Below are 20691 nucleotides of genomic sequence, written 5' to 3'. Positions count from 1 at the left end.
ACGCCTCAGTAGCCCGAACCCGCAGCGCCCTTGATCATCTCCCCCGTCGGGCTGACCAGGTACCAGACGCCGCCCACGCCCTGACCAGTCACGTCGCCGGGAGCCTTGTCCTTGGCGTAGTAGTACAGGGGCATGCCGTTGAGTGTTACCTGTTTCTTGCCGTCAGGCGTCGCAATGGTTCCCACAGTTCCCGTGACGCCTTCAACCGTGGGCATATCCGACGTTGTGGTGAAGACGGGCCAAGCTTCCAGGCACGCGTCCACGCAGGCGCTGGTTCCCGAGTCCTTGACGTCCTTGGTGAAGAAGTAAAGACTCATGCCCTTGCTGTCCGTCACGATCTGACCTGCGCTGGATGATGAAACCTTCATTTCGGCGCCCGTGGTGGTGGAATCCGCTGTCGGGGATGCGGAGGTAGCTGCTGCAGAGGTAGTAGCCGCCGGAGGTGGTGCGGAGGTAGCGGTGGTTCCAGGACTTCCGCCACACCCTGCCAAGGCAGCGGTCAGGATCAACACACCGAATCCAAAACTGAGTCGTTTCCTCATGTCTAGCTCCTTTGACGAGCCGGCCGGAAAGGACCGGCGCTAACCCCTACGACGCCGGTGGGGGAAGAATGGTTCATGGGGTTGAACCTTTTCTGTCCACGCGTCGTCGTATAGGCGATGGGGCAGCTGGAAGAGGGAGGTGGTTATGCCGTTGGATGAAGACGTGGTGGCCGCGATCTACCGCGAACATGGCACGGCTCTGAAGCGCTTCGTTCTCAGCTGCACGTCCGACGCCCATCAAGCGGACGACGTCGTTCAGGAAACCATCCTCAAGGTATGGCAGCACGCCCCGCAGATCACGGGAAGCCTGCGCAGCTACCTCTTCCGTACGGCCCGCAACGTCATCATCGACAACTACAGGAAGTCCCAGCGCCGCCCTGCCGAGGCCAGCGAGCAAGAGCTCCCGGACCATCCTGCAACGGAGCGCGTTGATGAACTCCTGAACAGGGTCCTCATGGAGGAAGCGTTGCTCCGCCTCAGTCACGAACACCGCCAAGTTTTGGTTGCCCTCCACTATCAGAGGTTCACTGTCACCGAGGCAGCGCTGCAGTTGAACATTCCGGCGGGCACCGTGAAATCCCGGGCTTTCTATGCTGTGAAAGCCCTCCGAACAATCCTTGATGAAATGGGGGTGGAACGATGAGCGGCAACTCCGTCCACCAGTTGCTGGGCGCCTACCTGCTGGGTGGGCTCGAGCCCGACGAAGCACGCACCTTTGAGGATCACCTCGCCAAATGCGCTGAATGCCGCCACGAGCTGGAGGAACTCGAGAGCCTGCCCGCGTTACTCGACGCCGTTCCCGCGGCTGACGCCGTCGCCCTCACCGTAGCTGGTGGTTCGCACGGGCTCTCACCTTTGGAACCCGAAGCGCTATCGGAGAAGGTTTTGGTGGACTTGTCGGTCCGCAGGCGGAAATTACGACGGCGGTGGGCGGGTTTGGTGGGCGCGGTTGCCGCTGCTTGCCTTGCGGTTGGCTTCCTCGCCGGGCCCCTGCTGAACCAGCCCCCGAAACCGGACGCAAGCTATTCGGTTCAGTCGGAAACCGGATTACAGCTGACCGTGGGCATGGTGAAAAAGAATTGGGGCACTGAACTCGCTGTGGAGGGACGGTCCATGCCGCTGGAAGGCACACTCTACCTGTGGGTGAAGGGCCGGGATGGTGCCGAAGAACGCACTTGTGGATGGACTGCCACGCAGAGCGGTCGGATCAAGATCACCGGTGCCACTCCGGTGCAGTTGGCTGGTATAGCCGGTGTTGAGCTTCGTGATGAAGCAGAGAAAACGGTGGCCTCGATTTCGGTGCCGTAAACCCTAGCGGTCCGTGACCCCCGTGCCGCTGACCCCCTTGCCCCGGGCGCGTAGTTCCGCAATCAGGGCCTGGTCTTCGCAAGCCCGGGCGAACGCCTCAATGCGACGCTCAATCTCCCGGCCCAGAAGCCAGCTTCCGATCCTCTCGGCCAACGGCTTCAGCAGCGCCGGGCGGCAGGAAAAGGTGTACTTCCAGACTGCCCGGGTGCCGCCGTCGTCCGGGGTGAACCGCCAGCCGCCGCCGAAATTCTCAAAGAACCAAGGCCCGGACACCATGGTCATCCCCACGTTTCGCGGAGGTGTGTAGGAGACGTACTCGCTGACCATTTTCAGCCCCATCCGGGAGACCGTTCGAGTCCTGACGCCCTTGCCCGCAGCTTTTGCGCCATCCAGAAAGGCTTGGGCGGAGATAAAGGGGTCCCATTTGAGTCTGAAATCACCTGTGGTCTGGGAAAGGGCAAAAGCGGTCTCAGGATCCAACCGGATCAGCCGCTCGGCACGTACCTGGGGCATTAGGACCCTTGCCCTGCGCCGAGTACCAGGAAAACCATGAAGGCAACACCAAAGACGTTGACCGCCATGATCGCCAACCCGACGATTCCCGTGATGCGCCCCGCGTTCATGCGACCCGCCCGGAATACGGCGAGCAACCCACTGACCACAGCCACGATAGCCAGAAGGACCGCGACTCCAGCCAGGATCAGTGCACCGAACCACCAAGCGTCGTTGCCCTGGTTGTACTGGCTAATCGACGAGGCGATAGCTGCAATGCCCAAGGGAATGCTCACTACGGCCGCGATGGGGGAGAGGACAGCGGCGACGATGCTCGTGATGCCGGCGCCCAGGCCTCGCGTACCGGACCGTTGTGGTTGCTGGTAGTAGTCGATCGGCGGCTGATAGCTCATGGTTCCCCCAAAGTCCGTTGGCTAAAGCTTGCGGTACGTGAGGTCAAAGATCATGCGCCCGGCCTCATGGGCTTTGTTCTCGAAGCTCGTCCGGATTCGGCCATCGAACCGGGGAGCCCAGCCGCCCTCTTCATCTACGCCCTCATTCGGACCGGTGTGCTCAGTGCTGACCGGTGCTCGACCTTCCCGGACGGGCGCACCGCCCACAACAGACTCGACGCCGGACTGCCACACCTGCGTCAGTGGGCTCTCCTCGCCGCTGCGCTCGCCTTCGTGCATGTTCTCGAACTCTGTGGACCCTGCCAGTACTTCGCGGACGTGCACGGCATAGTTGGACCAGTCGGTGGCGATGCGCCAGTAGCCACCCTTTTCGAGTGCCTTGGCGGCAACTGAGGCAAAGGCAGGCTGGATGAGGCGTCGCTTGTGGTGCCGGGCCTTGTGCCAGGGATCCGGGAAGAACACCCAGAGCTCGCTAACGGAGCCTTCCGGGAGCATGGATTCTAGGACCTCTGGGGCGTTGGCTTCCACCACCCGCACGTTGGTCAGTCCACGGCTGTTGATCTTGATGATGGTGTTGGCCAAACCTGGTGTGTAGACCTCCACCGCGAGGAAGTCCTTGTCCGGGTTCTGTTCCGCGGCGTGGACTACGGCGTCACCCAGGCCTGAACCGATCTCCACAATCAGGGGTGCCTTACGCCCAAAGACAGCCTCGGCGTCGAAGGTGTAGTCCGGGTGCACCGAGGTGTTGGCAACATGGCGCGGCACCTGAATGGCCCAGCGTTCTGCGTGCTCTTCCCAGGCGGCTTGCCTGCGTCCCTGCAGTCGGGTGCCACGGCGCACGAAACTGACGGGCCGGCCACCGTAGGTACCGAAGGATGCCTGGCTGCCGGGCGTGACTGGTCGCGGGGAATCTGGGGTTTCACTCATCCTTTCCAGAATACTTTGGTTCGGCGGGGTAGTTTGGCCCGGTTGGGGTACCTGGGCCGGAACGTTCAAGGGTGGGCAGGGGTTCAGCTGCGCAGCAACATTAAGAGCAACACCAACCCCTCGAGTCCTGCAATACAAAGCCCGAATAATCCGAACATCCAAGCAATGGTCCGCTGCCCATCTGCGTCGCGGTGTTTGGCCAGCCTGAGACAGGTCAGGCCACAAACCACCGCCGCGAGCCAACAAGCTCCGGTGGGGACCAGGAGAATGGTCTGCGCAGCAACCGCGTAGGAGGGTGACTCAGCGCCGAACATAAATAACATCCCCACAGGGAAGACCATCATGAAGACAATGGGCACCCCCATGGCCAGCGTCAAGCTCCAGATGCTCACCCTCAGTCCCGGTGGGCGCGAATACGCTGTGGCCGTCTTGTGAGATGGCGTACCGGGGCGTTCGGAAGTTGCGGGGTGAGGTAAAGATTCAGGCTCTTTATCCATGCCCTCAACGCTATGGAACGCCAAGCTACACAGGCAGGGGCGATCAACCCTATGTGGATAACTGCACCGGAGGTCGTCGAAGGGTCACATCCTGCCCAACAAGCCCCGATCAGGACCGGCTGACAGAATAGGACGGTGACCTCCTCCAAGACGCCCGGCTACCGAGAGAAATCTGTCCACCCCGATATAGCAGTAGACGCAGAGATTGACGATGAACCAGCTGCGGACCCCACGCATCTCCGGGGCAAACGGGGCCTCGTCTACCTAGGCGTCTGCCTGGTGCTGATCGGCCTGAATCTGCGGACGGTCTTCTCCAGTTTCTCCGCCGTGCTTCCGGAAATTACGTCCGACGCCGGCCTGCCGGGCTGGTCGCTGGTGGTCCTCACCACCGTGCCGGTTACCTTGCTGGGCGTCTTCGCACCCCTTGCTCCAGTCCTCGCCCGCAGGTTCGGCGCAGAACGGGTGCTCCTCGGCGCCATGGCTGTCCTCACTGCCGGCTTGCTCCTGCGGCCCGTGGAGATGCCGGGAATTGGCCACCTGCCCGCTCTTTTGGCCGGAACTGCGGCCTGCGGTGCTGCCATCGCACTGTGCAACGTCCTTCTTCCGGGCGTCGTTAAGCGGGATTTCCCACACCGCCTTGGCCTGATGGGCGGGCTATACACCACAGCTATTTGCGCTTCGGCGGCACTTGGCGCGGGCTTCACGTATCCGGTCTATACGGCAACCGGCCACTGGACGTCGGCGCTGTGGTTCTGGGCGGTGCCCGCCGCCGTCGTACTTTTGCTCTTCCTGCCGCTGGCAGTCCGGCAGCCATCGGTGAGGCATCAAGCAGTCCATGGCGGCGTCAACGTGTGGCGTTCAACCGTGGCCTGGCAGGTGACGCTGTTCATGGTGCTGCAGGCAATGATGTCATTCAGCGTTTTCGCGTGGATGGCACCTATCCTGCGCGACCGGGGGATCGATGGCGGAACGGCTGGGCTGATCGTGTCCGTGTCCATCGTGCTTCAGATGCTCGGCTCGCTGTTTGCCCCTGCCCTGGCCACGCGCTTCAAGGACCAGCGAATCATCAACATGGTGGTGGCGCTGATGACCGGGGGCGGTTTTGCCCTCACCATCTTTGGCCCCACCGAGCTGATCTGGGTCTGGACCGGGCTCAACGGGCTGGGCCAGGGTTCGTTGACTGCCGTCGCCCTCACCATGATCATGGTCCGTACCCGCGACGCCCACACGGCGGCACACCTGTCCGGGATGATGCAGGGCGTGGGCTACGGCGTGGGCTCGCTCGGCACACTGATGGTAGGTCAACTCCATCAGGCTACTGGCGGTTTCGCAGCTGCTGGAGTCCTGTTCCTGGTGGTCGGTTCACTGGCAGCATTCTTCGGATACAGGGCCGGCCGGGATCGCTTCGTTTAAACCCAAGTAGGTCGCAGATCAGGTCGTTCTCAGTCCTGGGAACGACCTGATCTGCGACCTACTTGGGAGAACCTAGACGGTGAGGTCCTTGCCCTTCGTCTCCGGGATGGAGAAGGCGAACGCGATGCCCACCAGCAGCAGGATCACTGCGTACACGTTGAACAGCTGAGCCATCCCGATGGTGCCGAGCCAGGTCTGCAGGTACGGAGCCGTGCCACCAAACGCAGCGACGCAGATGGAGTACGGAACGCCCACGCCGATGGTGCGGATATGGGTCGGGAACAGTTCGGCGTAGACGGCAGGAACGATTGCGGCGCTACCCGCGATGAAGAACAGCATCACGGACATGGACACGGCGAGCTGCCACGGTGAGTCCTTGAGTAGCCATGTCATGGGGAAGTGCAGGAGCGCGGCGCCCGCGGCCGAACTGATGATCACCGGCTTGCGGCCGATGCGGTCGGACAATTTGCCCCAGAACGGCAGGGCGGCGATGAACACCACGTTGGCCACCACGCCTGCCCAGAGCGCTTCACCGCGGTCCATCTTCAGCGTGGTCGCGGCGTAGCTCGGAGCCACAACACCCCAGATGTAGTACACCACCGTCAGGCCAACGGTGAGGCCGATAACCTGCAGAGCCTGCTTGCGGTACTTCACGATCTGCGGCCAGATGGGCAGGCGCTTCTCATTGGGCGCCTCGGCCTCGAAAGCTTCGGTTTCCTTCATCTTTGCCCGCATGAACAGTGCGTAGATACCCAATGCGCCGCCGATGAGGAACGGGATGCGCCACCCCCACGAGCTCATGTCGCCCTTGCTGAGGGTGGCAGTGAGAATGGCGCCCAGCAGCGTGCCGGCCAGGATGCCGGCCGTGCCGGAGGTATAGATGAGGGTCGCCCAGAAGCCGCGATGTTCCTTGGGTGCCATCTCGGACAAGTACGTTTGCGACGACGGCAACTCACCACCGTGGGCAAGGCCTTGGATGAGTCGGGCGATCAGCAGCATCACCGATGCGAAGACGCCCACAGACTCAAACGTCGGGGCAATGCCGATGAGCAGGCTGCCCACCGCGCCGAGGGCCACCGCCACCGTCATGGACGTCTTGCGTCCGATCCGGTCGCCGATCCAGCCGAACACGAAACCGCCGAATGGGCGGGCAACGAATCCGACGGCGAAGATCGCCAAAGTGGACAGCATGGCCGACGTGGGGTCGGCGCTGCTGAACAAAGCGCTCGCGATAAACGGCGAGAACGTTGCGTAGATGGCCCAGTCGTACCATTCAACGGCGTTGCCGATGCCGGTGCCGACCAGCGTGCGCATGTGCGACTTGTGGACCTTGACGTCGGGGGACGTTCCTACGGTGGTGGTCATGTGCTTCTCCAAGATCAGGCAGGCCGGGAGTTAGTTGCCGGCGAGGGCGGCGATACGGGACACGGCGAGTTCGGCGTACAGCGCGGCACCGTCGGTGAGGACGCCGTCGTCGAACATTGCGTAGGGGGAGTGGTTGAACGGCGACGTCGTGTGGTCGGCGCCGGGGGCAACAGCGCTGAGTCCCACGAAGGTGCCTGGGACTTCAGCGAGGACCCGTGAGAAGTCCTCGGACCCGCTCAGGGGAGTGGCCATCCGGGTGTGCCGGGACTCACCGAACATTCCGGCGATGACCTTCTCCGCGGTGGTGGTTTCATCCTCATCATTGATGGTGAGGGGGTATTCCTCTTGGTAGTGCACATCCGCCTCCAAACCGTGGGCTGCGGCGATGCCATGTAACAGCCTGGGTACTGCTTCCATCATCTTCCGACGGGACTCCTCGGAGAAGGTCCTGATGGTGGCTTCGATCCGGGCGGTCTCGGGGATGACGTTCCGCTTGGTTCCTGCGTGCAGGACGCCGACGGTGAGGACCACGGGATCGAACATGTTGAACTGACGCGTGACCATCACCTGAAGTGCCGTGACCATCTCGGCAGCTGCCGTGACGGGATCTTTGGCGGAATAGGGAGCGGAGCCGTGGCCGCCCGCGCCCAGCACAGTGACAACAAGTCCGTCGGAGGAACTGAGCATGACCCCCGGCTTGGTGACGAACTGGCCATGCGGTTCAAGGGAAGAGAACACGTGCATTCCGTAGGCAGTGTCTGCGCGACGACCGGCCGCGTCCAGGACGCCTTCCTTGATCATGTAACTCGCGCCGTCGAAGCCCTCTTCGCCGGGCTGGAACATGAGGATGACGTCGCCCGCCAACTGGTCCCGGCGCTCGGCCAGAAGGGTGGCGGCGCCGGCCAGCATGGAGGTGTGCAGGTCATGGCCACAGGCGTGCATGGCTCCATCCACGCGCGAGGTGTAGTCCACGCCGGTGGTCTCCTGTACAGGAAGTCCATCCATGTCGGCACGCAGCAACACCACGGGCTTCTCAGCCGAAGCGTGGGGTGCACCGCCACGCAAAACTGCGGTGACCGACGTCGTTTCCTTGCCAAGGCTGATCTCGTAAGGCAGCCCATCCAGCGCCTGGAGTACCTTCTCCTGCGTGCGGGGGAGCTGCAGGCCGATCTCCGGTTCGCGATGGAGGTCGTGGCGGAGGCGGACGATGTCCTCCTGCAGTTCCTTGGCGTCGGCGGCGATGGTCATCTGCTCTCCTGGTCTGTCTAGGTGATGCGTTCCTTATGCCATTCTGTGGTGATGTGATTCACATCCCGCTAAACATCTGTAAATATGCACCAACTAGTGCACTCAAGCAGGAATCATGCATCCTTCTGCAAGAATTGACTCATGGAGCTCAGCGAGGAAGACCTGCGTCTGGTCAACGCCCTACAGATCTCGCCGCGGATCAGCTGGTCCGACGCCGGAGAAGTCCTGGGCGTCCACGCCACCACGCTGGCATCCCGGTGGGAACGACTTAGGGGAGCCGGCGCAGCATGGACCACCGCGCATCTCATGGGCGACCCCAAGGATATGTGCCTGGCCATGGTGGACATCGACTGCGAAATGCACCTCAGGCCGGACGTCACCGCGGCGGTCGCCGAGCTTCCCGAGGTCATCACGGTGGAAGAGGCTGCCAGTAACCGCGACCTCACGCTCACTGTGATCACGCAGGACCTGGGACAGTTCAGCACCGAGGTATTGCCGAAACTCAAAGAGATCAGGGGACTCACCAAGTACCACACGGCCCTCTGCACCCGGATTCACACCAGCGGATATGCGTGGCGGCTCAACGTCCTCACCAAGGCAGAGCAACAAGCACTCCGCGCGCTGGCCGGACCTGAATCAGCGAACCCGTCAGCCCACGACGCCACGGTGATACCGCTCCCCGAGAGCCATCTGGCGATCATCCCGTTCCTCGCCCGCGACGGCCGTGCCACGGCCGCCGAAATTGCCCGCGCCTTGGGCCGAAACCCCGCCACGGTCCAGCGGCAACTGGGCAGGGTCCTGAGCAGCCGGATGTTGTCCTTCCGCTGCGAAATTGCCCAGCAATTCTCCGGCTTCCCCATCACGGTCCAATGGTTCGCGAACGTTCCCGCAGGTGAGCACGAAGCCGCAGCCACGGAACTCAGGGCCATCAGGAACATCCGCTTCTCTGCGTCCACCACAGGCCGCACCAACTTCACCATGATCATGTGGTTGCGCTCGCTGGCTGACGTCATGGAAATGGAACTCACCATCCAGCAGCGGATCCCGGGCGTCCAACTCGTGGAAAGCGTAGTCATGCTGAACACGGCCAAACGCGTGGGATGGATGCTCAATCCGGACTCCACCGCCACAGGAACAGTGGTCCCGCCCTACGGAGAGTTGCTGCCCGCGGGTATATAGGCGTGCAGGTACCTAGGCGTGTTTGGTGGCCCTCAAGACCGTGTCCAGGGTGGTGCCTGACTCGCCGTTGGGTCCCGTTACAGTGCGGGCCCGGTCTGTCAGGACGTTGACGAACCACGGCTCGCGATCCAGACGTAGGGCGCCCGCCAATTGCTCCGGCGTAAAGAACATTCCGGACTCATGATGGTGGCTCCACGATGGGAGTCCGTGCGGGTGATGCCCCACAACCAGCAACGTGCCACCCGGTGCCACGGCAGCGGCAGCTGATGCCACTGAATCCCGCCACGGCAGGAGAGGAGAGTGCAGGAACTGGGCGGACACCAGATCGAAGACGGGCTCAGGCTCCCACTCCGTGAGGTCCTGTTGCTGCCACGTGATCCGCTCGCTGACGTCGTTTTCGGCGGCATGCGCGGCCGCCCGTTCAAGCGCGACGGCGGACACATCCATTGCCGTGACAGTCCAGCCGTGTGTGGCGAGCCAGATAGCGTCCGCGCCTTCCCCGCAGCCGAGGTCGAGGGCTCTTCCGGGCTTCAAGTCCTTGGCTTCTGCAACCAGCTGTGGATTTGGGTTTCCGCTCCACACTTTGGGGCGCTCGCGGTACATGCCGTCCCACATGTCCACGGCGTTGTCTGCGTCCTCGTGGAGGTTCAAGCCGCTCTGCTGAGCGCCTTCATGGGTGTGGTGCCCTTGTTGGTGGGTACCGGCGTCGTGGGTGTGTTCAGTCATGACCCAAGCGTGCCGCGACGCTGCGGTGAAAGGCAATGCCTGTTGCTATTCCGGCAAAGTCCAGCGCTGGGCGCCGGCACCGGAGGCCCCGAGTTCGTCCGACGGGTTCTGCAACGTACAGGATTTCAGGCTGAGGCAACCGCAGCCAATGCACCCGTCCAGGTCGTTTCGCAGATGCTGCAAAGCGGCTATCCGCTCGTCCAGTTCCTTGCGCCATCGCAACGACAACCTGGACCAGTCGCGCTTGGTGGGCGTGCGGCCATCGGGAAGGGAATCCAGCGCCTCACGGATGTCCTTCAGGGGCAGGCCCACACGTTGCGAGGTCTTGATAAACGCAACCCGCCGCAGTGTGTCCCGCCGGTAACGCCGCTGGTTGCCGGCTGTTCGCTCCGCCTCGATGAGCCCGTTGCGTTCGTAGAAATGAAGGGCCGACGCCGACACTCCACTCCGTTCGGACAACTCACCAATGGTGAGTGGCCGGTGCGTTTCGACTGGCGGCATGGCGTTCTTTCCGTGACCGGGGTGGTGGATTGACCTCAACATTAGTTGAGGTTCTAGGCTGACGTCCATGACCTCTGACACCTCAACGGCCGGGATACTGCGCCGTCCATACCTGCTTGCCACCGTTGGGGCCTGCGCGCTCGTGTTCCTGAGCGCGTTCGAGTCCCTCGCAGTGACCACCATCATGCCGCTCGTCAGCCGCGACCTGGACGGTGCCAGCCTTTACGCGCTGGCCTTCGCTGGACCGCTGGCTACCGGCGTGATGGGCATGGTGGCGGCAGGGAACTGGTCGGATCGTCGTGGTCCGGCGGCGCCGTTGTACTCCTCTGTGGCCTTGTTCGTGGCTGGACTCCTGATCGCCGGTACCGCCGGGACCATGGAGATGCTGGTGCTGGGGCGACTGGTGCAAGGACTTGGTGGCGGCGCGATGACCGTGGCCCTCTATGTATTGGTGGCCCGCGTGTACCCGCCGGTTTTGCACCCGAAGATCTTCGCCGCCTTCGCCGCGTCCTGGGTGGTTCCTTCCCTCGTGGGTCCATTCGCGGCCGGCGTGGTGGCCCAGCTGAGCAGTTGGCATTGGGTGTTTCTCGGTGTTGTGGGCCTGGTAGTTCCAGCCTTGTTGATGGTGGTGCCGGCCGTGCGGGGAATGAATTCCGAACCTGCTGCCGAGCCCGTTCCATGGGCCTTCGGTCGGATGGGGTGGGCGGCGCTCGCGGCCTTCGCCGTCCTGGGTCTGAACCTGTCTGCTGAGGTGCCCGGCTTCGGTGGGGTGATTGCCGTCGTCGCGCTTGTCATTGCCCTTATCGCGGTGAGGCCGCTGGTTCCGCGGGGAACCCTCACTGCCCGGCGGGGCCTGCCCAGTGTGATTCTGGTCCGGGGGCTGGCGTCGGCGGCGTTCTTCGGGGCCGAGGTGTACCTGCCGTACCTGCTGACCGAGCTCTACGCGTTCACGCCGACGTTCGCCGGGCTGACACTGACCGGAGCCGCACTGGCGTGGGCCGGGGCGTCGGCGATCCAGGGGCGGCTCGGTGCCCGGTTGGCCGACGATCTCGCCGTGAAGATCGGAGCTCTTTTGGTGCTGATAGCCGTGATCTCAACGCTGGTGACCGCAGCGCTTAGCCTGCCCGCGGCAGTTGCCATTGCTGGTTGGATCCTGGCTGGTGGCGGCATGGGTCTCATGTACCCGAGGCTGTCCGTGATGACACTGGCGCTCTCCACCGAGGAAAACCAAGGCTTCAACAGCGCGGCCATGTCCATTTCCGACTCCCTCGGCGGCGCATTGTCCCTCGCAGCTACGGGACTTGTGTTCGCTGCATTCACGACGGCGAACTCGTTTGCGGGGGTCTTCGCGCTGACGGTGATCATCGCCGTCGTCGGGGTAGTCATTGCGCCGAGAGTTGCCGCCCGCTCGGCTCGGAGGGGTGTGGATGAGACGGGCGTAGGGGAGGTGGGTGCCCTGGACGCCGGAACGGGTGCCCCGGACGCCCAACCCGAACTCACGCGCCACTCCTGACCCGTTGTGGGGCCTGCTCTGCAGGGTCTTGCCGCCCGGAAGGGTGCAGATCGGGCCTCGCAACGCAGGGTCGGCGAGTTGTGGGGCCTGCTCTGCAGGGTATTGCCGCCCGGAAGCGTGCAGATCGGGCCTCGCAACGCAGGGTCGGCGAGTTGTGAGGCCTGCTCTGCAGGGTATTGCCGCCCGGAAGCGTGCAGATCGGGCCTCACAACGGGTGCCTGACCAGCCCCGATGCGGGCTCGCAGGAGAAACACTGCTAAGCTAGGAACACTTGATGTGCGGTGACGCCCTGAAGCAGGTGGCCTGACAGGCTGCGCGACGGGGCATTTTTCATGTGAGAGGCACATCCTGCGTCGATGAACGCGTTCTATTTGGTCCCGGCCACAGCTGTTGAAGCGAACCGGTAGACCACCTGACTTTTCCTCGGCGAACCCCTGGCCCAACCGGCGTCGGGGGCCGATGTCCGCAACTGGACACCGCCCGAAAGACATGAAGTTTATGACTACTTTTGCTGCCCTTGGCACGCCCAAGCCCATTGCTGAATCCCTCGCCGCAGATGGCATCGAAGAGGCATTCCCCATCCAGGTGAAGACCCTCCCGGATACGCTCGCAGGCCGCGACGTCCTGGGCCGTGGCCGCACCGGTTCCGGCAAGACCATCGCTTTCGCCATCCCGCTCGTGGCCCGCTTGGCCGAGCGTGAAGCAAAGCATTTCCGCAAGCCGGGCCGCCCCATGGGCCTCGTCCTTGCCCCGACGCGTGAACTGGCAACCCAGATCAACGCCACCATCGAGCCGCTGGCCAAGGCCATGGGCCTGAACACCACGGTCATCTACGGCGGCATCTCCCAGGCACGCCAGGAAAAGGCGCTGCGCGCCGGCGTCGACATCGTCATCGCCTGCCCGGGCCGCCTCGAAGACCTGATCCGCCAGCGCATCCTGACCCTCGAAGCCGTTGAGGTCACCGTGCTGGACGAGGCCGACCACATGGCTGACCTGGGCTTCCTCCCGGTGGTCAAGAAGCTCATGGACATGACCCCCACCCAGGGTCAGCGCCTGCTCTTCTCCGCGACGCTGGACAACGGTGTTGACAAGCTGGTCAACCGTTACCTGTCCAACCCGCTGACGCACTCTGTGGACGATCCCCAGGCCGCTGTGACCACCATGGAACATCACGTCCTGGTGGTCAACGACCAGACCGTCAAGAAGCAGCTCATCGTTGAACTGGCCTCCGGCGCCGGCCGCCGTGTCCTCTTCATGCGGACCAAGCACCACGCCCGCAAGCTTGCCAAGACCCTCACCGACGCCGGCATCCCCGCCGTCGACCTTCACGGCAACTTGTCGCAGAACGCCCGCGACCGTAACCTCGCCGAATTCTCCAACGGTGACGTTCGCGTCCTGGTGGCCACCGACGTCGCAGCCCGCGGCGTACACGTTGACGACGTCGAACTCGTCATCCACGTGGATCCGCCCACAGAGCACAAGGCGTACCTGCACCGCTCCGGCCGTACGGCGCGCGCCGGTTCCGATGGCACCGTTGTCACCCTGACGCTCCCCGAGCAGCAGAGTGACGTCAAGAAGCTCATGAAGGCTGCCGGCGTTGACGTGAACTTTGAGCGCGTCACGGCAAGCTCCCCCTTGGTTTCAAAGCTCGTGGGCGACATCGCGGACAAGGTTGATCCCCGCACCCGTGCGGCTCTCCTCGCTGCGAAAACCCAGCAGGGTGGTGGCACGTCCACCGGCGCCAACGCCCAGCGCAAGCGCGCACGCCGTTCCACGCAGGCTGCTCCCACCGCTGGTGGTCGTGGCGGTCGCAACGGACGCGGCAAGGTTGGGGCTGAGCCGGTTCGCACGGACACCAACCGCGCCGATCGTCGCGCAGCAATGAACGACGACGTCGCACGCAGCCCTCGCGGTCGCGGCAAGGCTGGCGCTACTCACCGCAACGACGTTCCCGGCTCGCAGGGCCAAAATGGTCGCAGCGGCCGTCCGGCTACCGGCCAGCGTTCAGCTTCGGCTCCGCGCACGGCATCCACCACGAGTACCCGTACCGGCGGAAACAAGGCTGTTTGGTCTTCCGCAACGGGTGCTACGTCCGGCGGATCCTACGGTTCGGGTGCCTCGGGCAACTCCGGTCGTGGCGGGTCCGGTGCAGGTCGTCCGGCACGCAGCGGTCCCCGTCGTGCGTCGGCTCCCGCATCGAACGAGCGTCGCGGCCGCTAACCTCCCCGTTGTGAGGCCCGCTTTGCGCGCTATTCCCTAGGTTTAGGGTGCAGAGCAGGCCCCGCAACGCACGGGCTCCATGTTGTGAGGCCCGCTCTGCGCGCTATTCCCTAGGTTTAGGGTGCAGAGCAGGCCCCGCAAATCACCAGCCTCGGGCGCGCCACTCGTCAAGGTGAGGCCGCTCGGCGCCGAGGGTGGTGGGCAATCCATGACCCGGGTGCACCAGGGTTTCGTCCGGATAAGCGTCGAACAGTCGCTCCGACACGTCGTTCAACAGAGAAGTGAAACGTGAAGGATCGTTCTGTGTGTTGCCTACGCCTCCCGGAAACAACGAGTCTCCACTGAAAATGTGGGCGGGCCCGTCCGGATCCTGGTACACGAAAGCGATCGAGCCCGGGGTGTGACCACGCAAGTGGATAGCCGTGATCTGGAAGCCATCGAACTGTTCGACGTCGCCGTGACCCAGCCGGACATCCACCGGAACCGGCAACGCATCGGCGTCGTCCGCTCCTGCTGACGTGCTTGCACCGGTGACTTCCACCAGTTCCGCCAGTGCCCGGACGTGGTCCCAGTGCTGGTGGGTGGTGGCAATCCGGGCGAGCTTCGGCGTCGCGGCCGTATCTGCGGTGCTGTCTTCGAGCAGTTCCTGAATGGCCGGAAGATCATCTGCAGCGTCGATCAGCAACTGCGCACCTGTGGACTTTGAGGTCAACAGGTACACGTTGTTGTTCATCTCGCTGACGGAGATGCTGCGGATAGTGACGTCACGCAAAGAGTGAATTAGCGAATCCATCGTGTCAGTCTATGCAGTTGCCGGGTTGGCTTCGCGGCCCTGCGATACCCAGTTGGGGTCGGCAGAGCGTGAACCCACGACGGCGGCCGCAGCTTGGTCGAGCCTCTCAAGCTGCGCTGTTCCCAGTTGCAGGGACAGCGCCCCAAGGTTCTCGTCGATCCGGTGCGTTTTGCGCGTGCCGGGGATGGGGACCACCGAAATCCCGAGGCGCTGACCTTGGGTAAACAGCCAAGCCAGGGCTACTTGGGCCGGAGTTGCATCCAGCCCGCTGGCTACCTCGCGGACCGCGTCCACTACGGACTGGTTCGCATCAAGTGCCTCGTCACCAAAACGGGGGACCTTATGGCGGAAGTCATCTTCCCCAAGGTCGCTCGCGCTGACGGTTCCCGTAAGGAACCCGCGGCCCAGCGGCGAATATGGCACGAACCCGACGCCAAGTTCCTTGGCTGCAGGTACAACGTTGAGCTCAACATCCCTGCTCCAGATGGACCATTCACTCTGGACCGCGGCAATGGGATGGACGGCGTTGGCCTGCCTGAGCTCCTCGGCTGTCACTTCAGACAGGCCGAGGTGCCGGACCTTGCCCTCTCGGACCAGCTCCGCCATGGCCTCCACGGTTTCCACTATCGGAACGCGGAGGTCACGGCGGTGCATGTAGTAGAGGTCAATCACGTCAGTGTCCAGGCGGCGGAGGCTCGCTTCCGCCGCTTGCCTGATGTAGGGCGCATCCCCGCGGACTCCCGTGTACCCGTCCGCGGGGTTGCCCTCAATTCCGAACTTCGTGGCCACTTGGACCTCGTCGCGCCGCTCCTTCAAGAGCCTGCCCACGAGTTCCTCGTTGCTGCCCGCTCCGTAAACATCCGCGGTGTCGATGAACGTGATGCCCGCGTCCACTGCATGCCTGAGTGTCTGCAGGCCTTTCTCGGGATCGATTCCGCCGTAAACCGGGGTGAGGGCCATTCCGCCGAAGCCGAGAGGGCTGACCTTCAGGCCGTCGCCGAGCTGAACTGCAGTCATGAACTTCTCCAATGCGCGTTTGTGTGCTCTTGAAGGCGTGAACTCACTGGCTCACATGGGTATTCCTGCTGGCGCCAGAATTGGGCAAAAGGTGCCCGGTTGGCTTGCCCGATTCGGGGGTTCCCTGCGTGACGTGCCGCGCGAACGGCACGATGCGCAGCGAGCCAACGAAATGGAGCGAGCTTCCTCTCTGGGGAACCGGGCAGGAGCGCCACGGAGCAGTGCTACTCGGCCTTGGCTGCGGCCTTGTCAGCGGGCAGGGCCTTCAAACCGGCAGCACAGCCCACGATTCCCGCGATGAACAGCAGCTTCAGCGGGCTCGCGGATTCCACACCCGTGATCATGGCCCAGCCAACGGTCAGAGCAGCGCCGATACCCACCCACACCGCGTAGGCGGTGCCAAGGGGAATCCGCTTCACCGCGATGCCCAGCCCGAGCATGCTCAGGACGGCAGTGATGGCGAATACCACCGTCGGCATGAGTTGCGTAAAGCCGTTGGAGAGGCCCAACGCTGTGGCCCAGACGGCTTCGAGCAGCGCTGAAGCCAAGAGGATGACCCAGAAGATTCCGTTGCCGGATTCGCCGGACTTGCCGGAGCGGCCGGTTTTCCTGGTATTCGCAGTGTTCCCGGAATTCACAGTGTTCTCAGTCATGGCTACGCCACCACCTTCAGGCCAACTACACATGCGCCGATGCCGGCCAGCAAAAGCAGCCGGGCCGTCGTCGCGCGTTCAACTTTGGTGACCATTGCATACGTGGCTGTCAGTACGACGCCGACGCCAACCCACACTGCGTAGGCAGTACCCGTGGGGATGGATTGCATCGCGATGGCGAGCCCACCCATGCTGGCGATGACGGACACCAGGAACACAATGGTGGGGACGGGCTTGCGGAAACCCTTGGAACGGTGGAGCGCTGCGGCCCAAACGGCTTCGAGTGCTCCGGAGAAAATGAGAATTAACCACGACATGACATTTCCTTTGGCCAGTCTTGTCGCGTGCCGGGTACTGAACCGTCGTCCGGAGGTTCCAGAGGGGAACCTTCATTTCAGGCTAGCAACTCCCGCGCGGGGTGGCCACCTCTGGTGGTTAACGTCACCACATCAAGCGTGTGACGGCTCCACATGGTCGATCGAGATCACTGCCACGAAGCCGCGTCCTGAGATCTCCGGGCTGCGGATATCCGAACCAACCACGGCGTCGTAGCGGGACAATTCGACCGGTTCACCGGCGCTGGGTGCCGGGCCGCCGCCGTCGGACTTTTCCTCCACGGCGGGTTCTTCCTCCACAGGTGCGCCAGGCGCAACTGTGGCCTTACCCTCGAGCAGGATGGCCAGCTGGCCCTCGAAAACCGGGTGAGGACGTTTCTTGGAGATCTCGACTATGGAGGTGTAGCCCTTGAAAGCGCCTTCGCGTGCGATGACGTTCAAGTCCCGGATGTCACCGGTTGGGAGAGTGGCTGATGACGCGGCCTCTCCCGAGAAACGGAACGGACGGTACTTTTCCAACGGGTGCTCGGAGCCGTCCACTGTAAGGAGGAGCAGTTCGCCGTCGATGATGGTGATGACGCGTTCCATCCCCGGGAACGTTGAGAAATCGCCCGCTTTGGAAACGTCTGCGATGCTGACCCGCCAATCCCAGGCATTGTCCTGCGCCGAGGCGGCCTTCGGGTGGCTGGCGAGTTCGCGCGTTACACCGCCCCCGTTGCGCCACGGTTCGGGACGGATGTCGGCAAAGCGGATAATCTCCATCCGACCAGCCTAGTGGTGGACGCGGCTTCTGCGTTGGCATTGCGGCTTGCTAACGTCATATGTGGAAAACGTTGCGATTAAAGCTGGAGGCGCTGGAATGTTCGTCAAAGTGTGCGGCTTGAGCACGCCTGAATCCGTGCGTGAAGCCGTCGACGCCGGTGCAGACGCGGTCGGCTTCGTGCTCACCTCCAGCCCTCGCGAAGTCAGCCCGGACCAGGTGCGTATTCTGCTGCCGTTGGTTCCGGAGGGCGTTCACGCAGTGGGTGTTTTCCGGCATGAGAATGCCGGTGACGCCGTGGCAACAGCTCGCGCTGCCGGACTCGAGTGGGTTCAATTGCACGGCCACCGGACGGCCAACGATGTTAAAACAGTGCACGACGCCGGAATGCGGCTCATTCGGGCAGTCACCATGGGCGCCTCCCGGGACGAGTTCGCGGATCTGGGCGAAGACGTTTTCCTGATCGATGCCGCAGTGCCGGGCTCGGGGGAGTCCTGGGATTACGCGTCAGTGCGGGCAAAGGGGCTGGACGACCGGGATTGGCTGCTTGCCGGGGGACTCGAACCCGGCAACGTGGCTTTCGCGGCGGCTGCTGCCGGCGCTTGGGGAGTGGACGTTTCCTCCGGCGTGGAGGCATCCCGCGGAGTGAAGGACCTGGCAAAGATCCGCGCTTTTGTCGAAGCTGCCAAAGCTTAGGCTCGGTTACCGTGTCAGTGGGACACCCTAGACTCGCTCACGACGACACGATTTACTCCAACGCACCACTACTTGGATATCGAACATCACCGAAACCAGGAGTTAAGCAATGAGTACGGAACAGCACACTCTGACCATGAGCCGCGAGTTTGATGCTCCCCGCGAGAAGGTCTTTGAAGCCTGGATGGAGCCGGACAAGCTCACCCAGTGGTTCGGGCCTGTAGAAGTGGAAGCTCCCCGTGACCAGATCATCGTAGAGCCCCGGGTGGGTGGCATCTGGCAGGTGGTCATGGTGTGGTCTGACGAGAACGGCGAGCAGTCGGCACCCATCGAAGCCACCATCACCGAGCTGAACAGCCCTGCACTTTTGGTCGCCCAAGCCAAAGCTGCTCCTGACGCCGACCACGAGTACGAGGAAATGCACCTTGAATTCGAGGACCTCAACGGCCGTACCAGGATGAATCTTACGCAAGGGCCGTTTGCTTCCGAAGAGTGGGTTGAAATGACACGCGACGGCTGGGGCACCTCCTTCGACAAGCTGGACGGAATCCTGGCCGGTTGAGCTAGTGGCGTGGTCGGGAGCGGAGCGCCGCAGGGAGCCGCTGCAAGTCAGGGAAGATTCAGGGCAGACCCCTAGGCTTTTTGTCGTGCCCGCAAGGGAGAATGAAGACTATGAAAACGCTCCTTAACATCATCTGGCTTGTCTTCGGTGGGTTCTGGCTGGCCTTGGGTTACTTCGCGGCAGGCATCATCTGCTGCGTGCTCATCGTCACCATCCCGTGGGGTATCGCTTCGTTCCGAATTGGTGCGTACTGCCTGTGGCCCTTCGGCCAGATGGTGGTTGAGAAGCCGGGCGGTGCCGGGGTGTTCGCGCTTCTCGGCAATGTGATCTGGCTTCTGGTTGCAGGCATCTGGATTGCGATCGGCCACGTGGTCACCGCAGTTGCCATGGCCATCACCATCATTGGAATCCCGCTGGCCATCGCCAACTTGAAGCTGATCCCGGTATCGCTGATGCCCCTCGGTAAGCAGATTGTGCCCACCAACCAGCCGTTCGTCAGCACCTACCGCTAGGCCGGCACTGCCCATTTAGACGACGCGCTGCAGAACAGACGACTCCTACCGTCTAACCTGCAGCGAATCGTCTAATCGGGGAGAGGAACGGGAGTAGCTCAGGCGAGTTCGCTGGCGAGGTTCCGGCGCGCGGCGTCGAGCCAGAGAGCCTTGGCGCGTTCGCCGTGGAACAACGGGTCCAGCCTCAAAAGATGACGCACGACGGCGGCGCGACCCTTCGCGAAGTCGTCGTCGCTGACGCGGGCGTAGTCTTCGCGGACGGCGGCCAAGTAGCGTGCGTAGGATTCCGGGTCGCCACCGAGCACGGAGAGGTCGGCGTCGCAGAGGAGTGCACCGGCGTAGTCACCCGTCTTGGGGCTGTGAGTGGTGGTGAGGCGGACCAAGCGCGCCACCTCCGCCACCTCGTGGGGAGGCAAACCAGTGGCAGTGAGCCGGTCCTCGGCCAAGCGTGCGGACTCTTCCTCGTCCTGCCCGGCGACTCCTTCATAGATGGCGTCGTGAAACCACGCTGCCAGCAAGACGGTTCGCGCAGGCTGTTCCGGTTCCGTCAGCACGTCCAAGGCTTCAAGGACTGCCAGGAGGTGGGTCCGGCTGTGGTACTTCCTGCCGTCCTCGCCCCAACGCTCCAGTAGTTCGAGGCCCAGTTCCTCGTGGCCCGGGTAGGTGCTGTTCCAACGTTCCATTAGAGGTACTGTCAATGCCTTGCTCCGTTCACGAGCCGGGATGCGCAGTCCGCTGGCAATGAGCTTGCGGACCAGGATGCGGGCCTCCACAGGGATGGCGCCCGCGGAAACGAGATCGTCATAGCGGCGTTCCGGGACATCGTAATGATCTCCGTCGAAGGCCCGCTCGGGTACACCGGAAGCGGCCGCGAACGCGTGCAGCTCATCCAGCGAGGTATCCGAAACGAGGTGCGAAAAGACGGTTCCATGCGCTGGCCAAAGGGGCGGATCGACGTAGATGGCCATTGCCAAAGTGTACCCATGTGATCCTTCCCAGTTGCCGGCCATCGGGACGTC

General features: G+C 63.2%; 23 protein-coding genes and 1 riboswitch. Of the genes, 9 read left to right on the top strand and 14 right to left on the bottom strand.

Translation table 11 applies throughout. The annotated features are described in order from the left end of the window. Nucleotides 1–5: 5 nt before the first annotated feature. Nucleotides 6–542, bottom strand: a complete 537-nt coding sequence (locus ACIQTW_RS08040) for a hypothetical protein (protein ID WP_402935797.1) — start codon at nt 540–542, stop codon at nt 6–8. 145 nt (nt 543–687) lie between these two features. On the opposite strand from ACIQTW_RS08040, the gene ACIQTW_RS08035 reads away from it, so the two are divergent. Both ACIQTW_RS08035 and ACIQTW_RS08030 read left to right on the top strand, forming a co-directional pair. Continuing rightward, nucleotides 688–1185 carry a sigma-70 family RNA polymerase sigma factor gene (locus ACIQTW_RS08035; protein WP_402935794.1) on the top strand — a complete coding sequence of 166 codons (498 nt, stop codon included), beginning with the start codon at nt 688–690 and terminating at the stop codon, nt 1183–1185. Next, nucleotides 1182–1850, top strand: a complete 669-nt coding sequence (locus ACIQTW_RS08030) for an anti-sigma factor family protein (RefSeq protein ID WP_402935791.1) — start codon at nt 1182–1184, stop codon at nt 1848–1850. The genes ACIQTW_RS08035 and ACIQTW_RS08030 overlap by 4 nt, the downstream gene beginning before the upstream one ends. Before the next feature lie 3 nt (nt 1851–1853). Here the strand turns inward: ACIQTW_RS08030 and ACIQTW_RS08025 are convergent, their stop codons facing one another. From ACIQTW_RS08025 to trmB, 3 genes are read right to left on the bottom strand one after another with little or no spacing between them, the layout of a single operon-like run. Beyond that, a complete protein-coding gene (locus ACIQTW_RS08025; RefSeq protein ID WP_402935789.1) occupies nt 1854–2363 on the bottom strand; it encodes a type II toxin-antitoxin system RatA family toxin in 510 nt (169 codons plus the stop codon). Further along, nucleotides 2363–2755: a hypothetical protein gene (locus tag ACIQTW_RS08020; protein ID WP_402935786.1), complete on the bottom strand. Its 393-nt coding sequence runs from the start codon at nt 2753–2755 to the stop codon at nt 2363–2365. The genes ACIQTW_RS08025 and ACIQTW_RS08020 overlap by 1 nt, the downstream gene beginning before the upstream one ends. Nucleotides 2756–2776: 21 nt before the next feature. Next, nucleotides 2777–3682 (bottom strand): tRNA (guanosine(46)-N7)-methyltransferase TrmB, encoded by a 906-nt coding sequence (gene trmB / locus ACIQTW_RS08015; protein WP_402935783.1) that lies wholly within the window; start codon nt 3680–3682, stop codon nt 2777–2779. Nucleotides 3683–4314: 632 nt separating this feature from the next. On the opposite strand from trmB, the gene ACIQTW_RS08010 reads away from it, so the two are divergent. Further along, a complete protein-coding gene (locus tag ACIQTW_RS08010; RefSeq protein ID WP_402935780.1) occupies nt 4315–5592 on the top strand; it encodes a CynX/NimT family MFS transporter in 1278 nt (425 codons plus the stop codon). Between the two features lie 72 nt (nt 5593–5664). On the opposite strand, the gene ACIQTW_RS08005 is transcribed toward ACIQTW_RS08010, so the two are convergent. Both ACIQTW_RS08005 and ACIQTW_RS08000 read right to left on the bottom strand, forming a co-directional pair. Then, entirely contained in the window at nt 5665–6957 is a 1293-nt protein-coding gene (locus tag ACIQTW_RS08005; protein ID WP_402935777.1) for an MFS transporter, read from the bottom strand. 30 nt (nt 6958–6987) lie between these two features. After that, nucleotides 6988–8205 (bottom strand): M20 family metallopeptidase, encoded by a 1218-nt coding sequence (locus ACIQTW_RS08000; protein WP_402935774.1) that lies wholly within the window; start codon nt 8203–8205, stop codon nt 6988–6990. 141 nt (nt 8206–8346) lie between these two features. On the opposite strand from ACIQTW_RS08000, the gene ACIQTW_RS07995 reads away from it, so the two are divergent. Continuing rightward, nucleotides 8347–9384, top strand: a complete 1038-nt coding sequence (locus ACIQTW_RS07995; protein WP_402935772.1) for an Lrp/AsnC family transcriptional regulator — start codon at nt 8347–8349, stop codon at nt 9382–9384. A 12-nt stretch (nt 9385–9396) separates the two neighbouring features. On the opposite strand, the gene ACIQTW_RS07990 is transcribed toward ACIQTW_RS07995, so the two are convergent. Together ACIQTW_RS07990 and soxR are read right to left on the bottom strand one after the other, a co-directional pair. Next, complete coding sequence (locus ACIQTW_RS07990) at nt 9397–10110, bottom strand: SAM-dependent methyltransferase (protein WP_402935769.1); 714 nt, start codon at nt 10108–10110, stop codon at nt 9397–9399. Nucleotides 10111–10155: 45 nt separating this feature from the next. Continuing rightward, entirely contained in the window at nt 10156–10680 is a 525-nt protein-coding gene (soxR, locus tag ACIQTW_RS07985; protein ID WP_402935767.1) for a redox-sensitive transcriptional activator SoxR, read from the bottom strand. On the opposite strand from soxR, the gene ACIQTW_RS07980 reads away from it, so the two are divergent. Then, nucleotides 10679–12124, top strand: a complete 1446-nt coding sequence (locus tag ACIQTW_RS07980) for an MFS transporter (RefSeq protein WP_402935763.1) — start codon at nt 10679–10681, stop codon at nt 12122–12124. The genes soxR and ACIQTW_RS07980 overlap by 2 nt on opposite strands. A 498-nt stretch (nt 12125–12622) precedes the next feature. Next, complete coding sequence (locus ACIQTW_RS07975; RefSeq protein ID WP_402935760.1) at nt 12623–14344, top strand: DEAD/DEAH box helicase; 1722 nt, start codon at nt 12623–12625, stop codon at nt 14342–14344. 142 nt (nt 14345–14486) lie between these two features. Here the strand turns inward: ACIQTW_RS07975 and ACIQTW_RS07970 are convergent, their stop codons facing one another. From ACIQTW_RS07970 to ACIQTW_RS07950, 5 genes are all read right to left on the bottom strand, one after another. After that, nucleotides 14487–15137: an MBL fold metallo-hydrolase gene (locus ACIQTW_RS07970; RefSeq protein WP_402935758.1), complete on the bottom strand. Its 651-nt coding sequence runs from the start codon at nt 15135–15137 to the stop codon at nt 14487–14489. 9 nt (nt 15138–15146) lie between these two features. Further along, nucleotides 15147–16154, bottom strand: a complete 1008-nt coding sequence (locus tag ACIQTW_RS07965; RefSeq protein ID WP_402935755.1) for an aldo/keto reductase — start codon at nt 16152–16154, stop codon at nt 15147–15149. A 224-nt stretch (nt 16155–16378) separates the two neighbouring features. After that, nucleotides 16379–16807: a DMT family transporter gene (locus ACIQTW_RS07960; RefSeq protein WP_402935752.1), complete on the bottom strand. Its 429-nt coding sequence runs from the start codon at nt 16805–16807 to the stop codon at nt 16379–16381. A gap of 2 nt (nt 16808–16809) precedes the next feature. Continuing rightward, entirely contained in the window at nt 16810–17124 is a 315-nt protein-coding gene (locus ACIQTW_RS07955) for a DMT family transporter (protein ID WP_402935749.1), read from the bottom strand. A 9-nt stretch (nt 17125–17133) separates the two neighbouring features. Further along, nucleotides 17134–17199: riboswitch (guanidine-III (ykkC-III) riboswitch) on the bottom strand. Between the two features lie 57 nt (nt 17200–17256). After that, entirely contained in the window at nt 17257–17904 is a 648-nt protein-coding gene (locus tag ACIQTW_RS07950) for a HutD family protein (RefSeq protein WP_402935746.1), read from the bottom strand. A 97-nt stretch (nt 17905–18001) separates the two neighbouring features. On the opposite strand from ACIQTW_RS07950, the gene ACIQTW_RS07945 reads away from it, so the two are divergent. From ACIQTW_RS07945 to ACIQTW_RS07935, 3 genes are all read left to right on the top strand, one after another. Next, nucleotides 18002–18598, top strand: coding sequence for a phosphoribosylanthranilate isomerase (locus ACIQTW_RS07945; protein ID WP_402935743.1), 597 nt, complete (start codon nt 18002–18004; stop codon nt 18596–18598). 109 nt (nt 18599–18707) lie between these two features. After that, a complete protein-coding gene (locus ACIQTW_RS07940; protein WP_402935740.1) occupies nt 18708–19160 on the top strand; it encodes an SRPBCC domain-containing protein in 453 nt (150 codons plus the stop codon). 110 nt (nt 19161–19270) lie between these two features. Further along, the gene (locus tag ACIQTW_RS07935) at nt 19271–19672 is read left to right on the top strand and encodes a YccF domain-containing protein (protein ID WP_091470118.1); all 402 of its coding nucleotides are present in this window, start codon (nt 19271–19273) and stop codon (nt 19670–19672) included. Between the two features lie 98 nt (nt 19673–19770). Here the strand turns inward: ACIQTW_RS07935 and ACIQTW_RS07930 are convergent, their stop codons facing one another. Then, nucleotides 19771–20640, bottom strand: coding sequence for a DUF4031 domain-containing protein (locus tag ACIQTW_RS07930; protein ID WP_402935736.1), 870 nt, complete (start codon nt 20638–20640; stop codon nt 19771–19773). Between the last annotated feature and the right edge of the window lie 51 nt (nt 20641–20691).

The organism is Paenarthrobacter sp. NPDC090517, from assembly GCF_044769165.1.
Taxonomy (GTDB): Bacteria; Actinomycetota; Actinomycetes; order Actinomycetales; family Micrococcaceae; genus Arthrobacter.
This window is presented reverse-complemented; position numbering and strand designations above follow the sequence as displayed.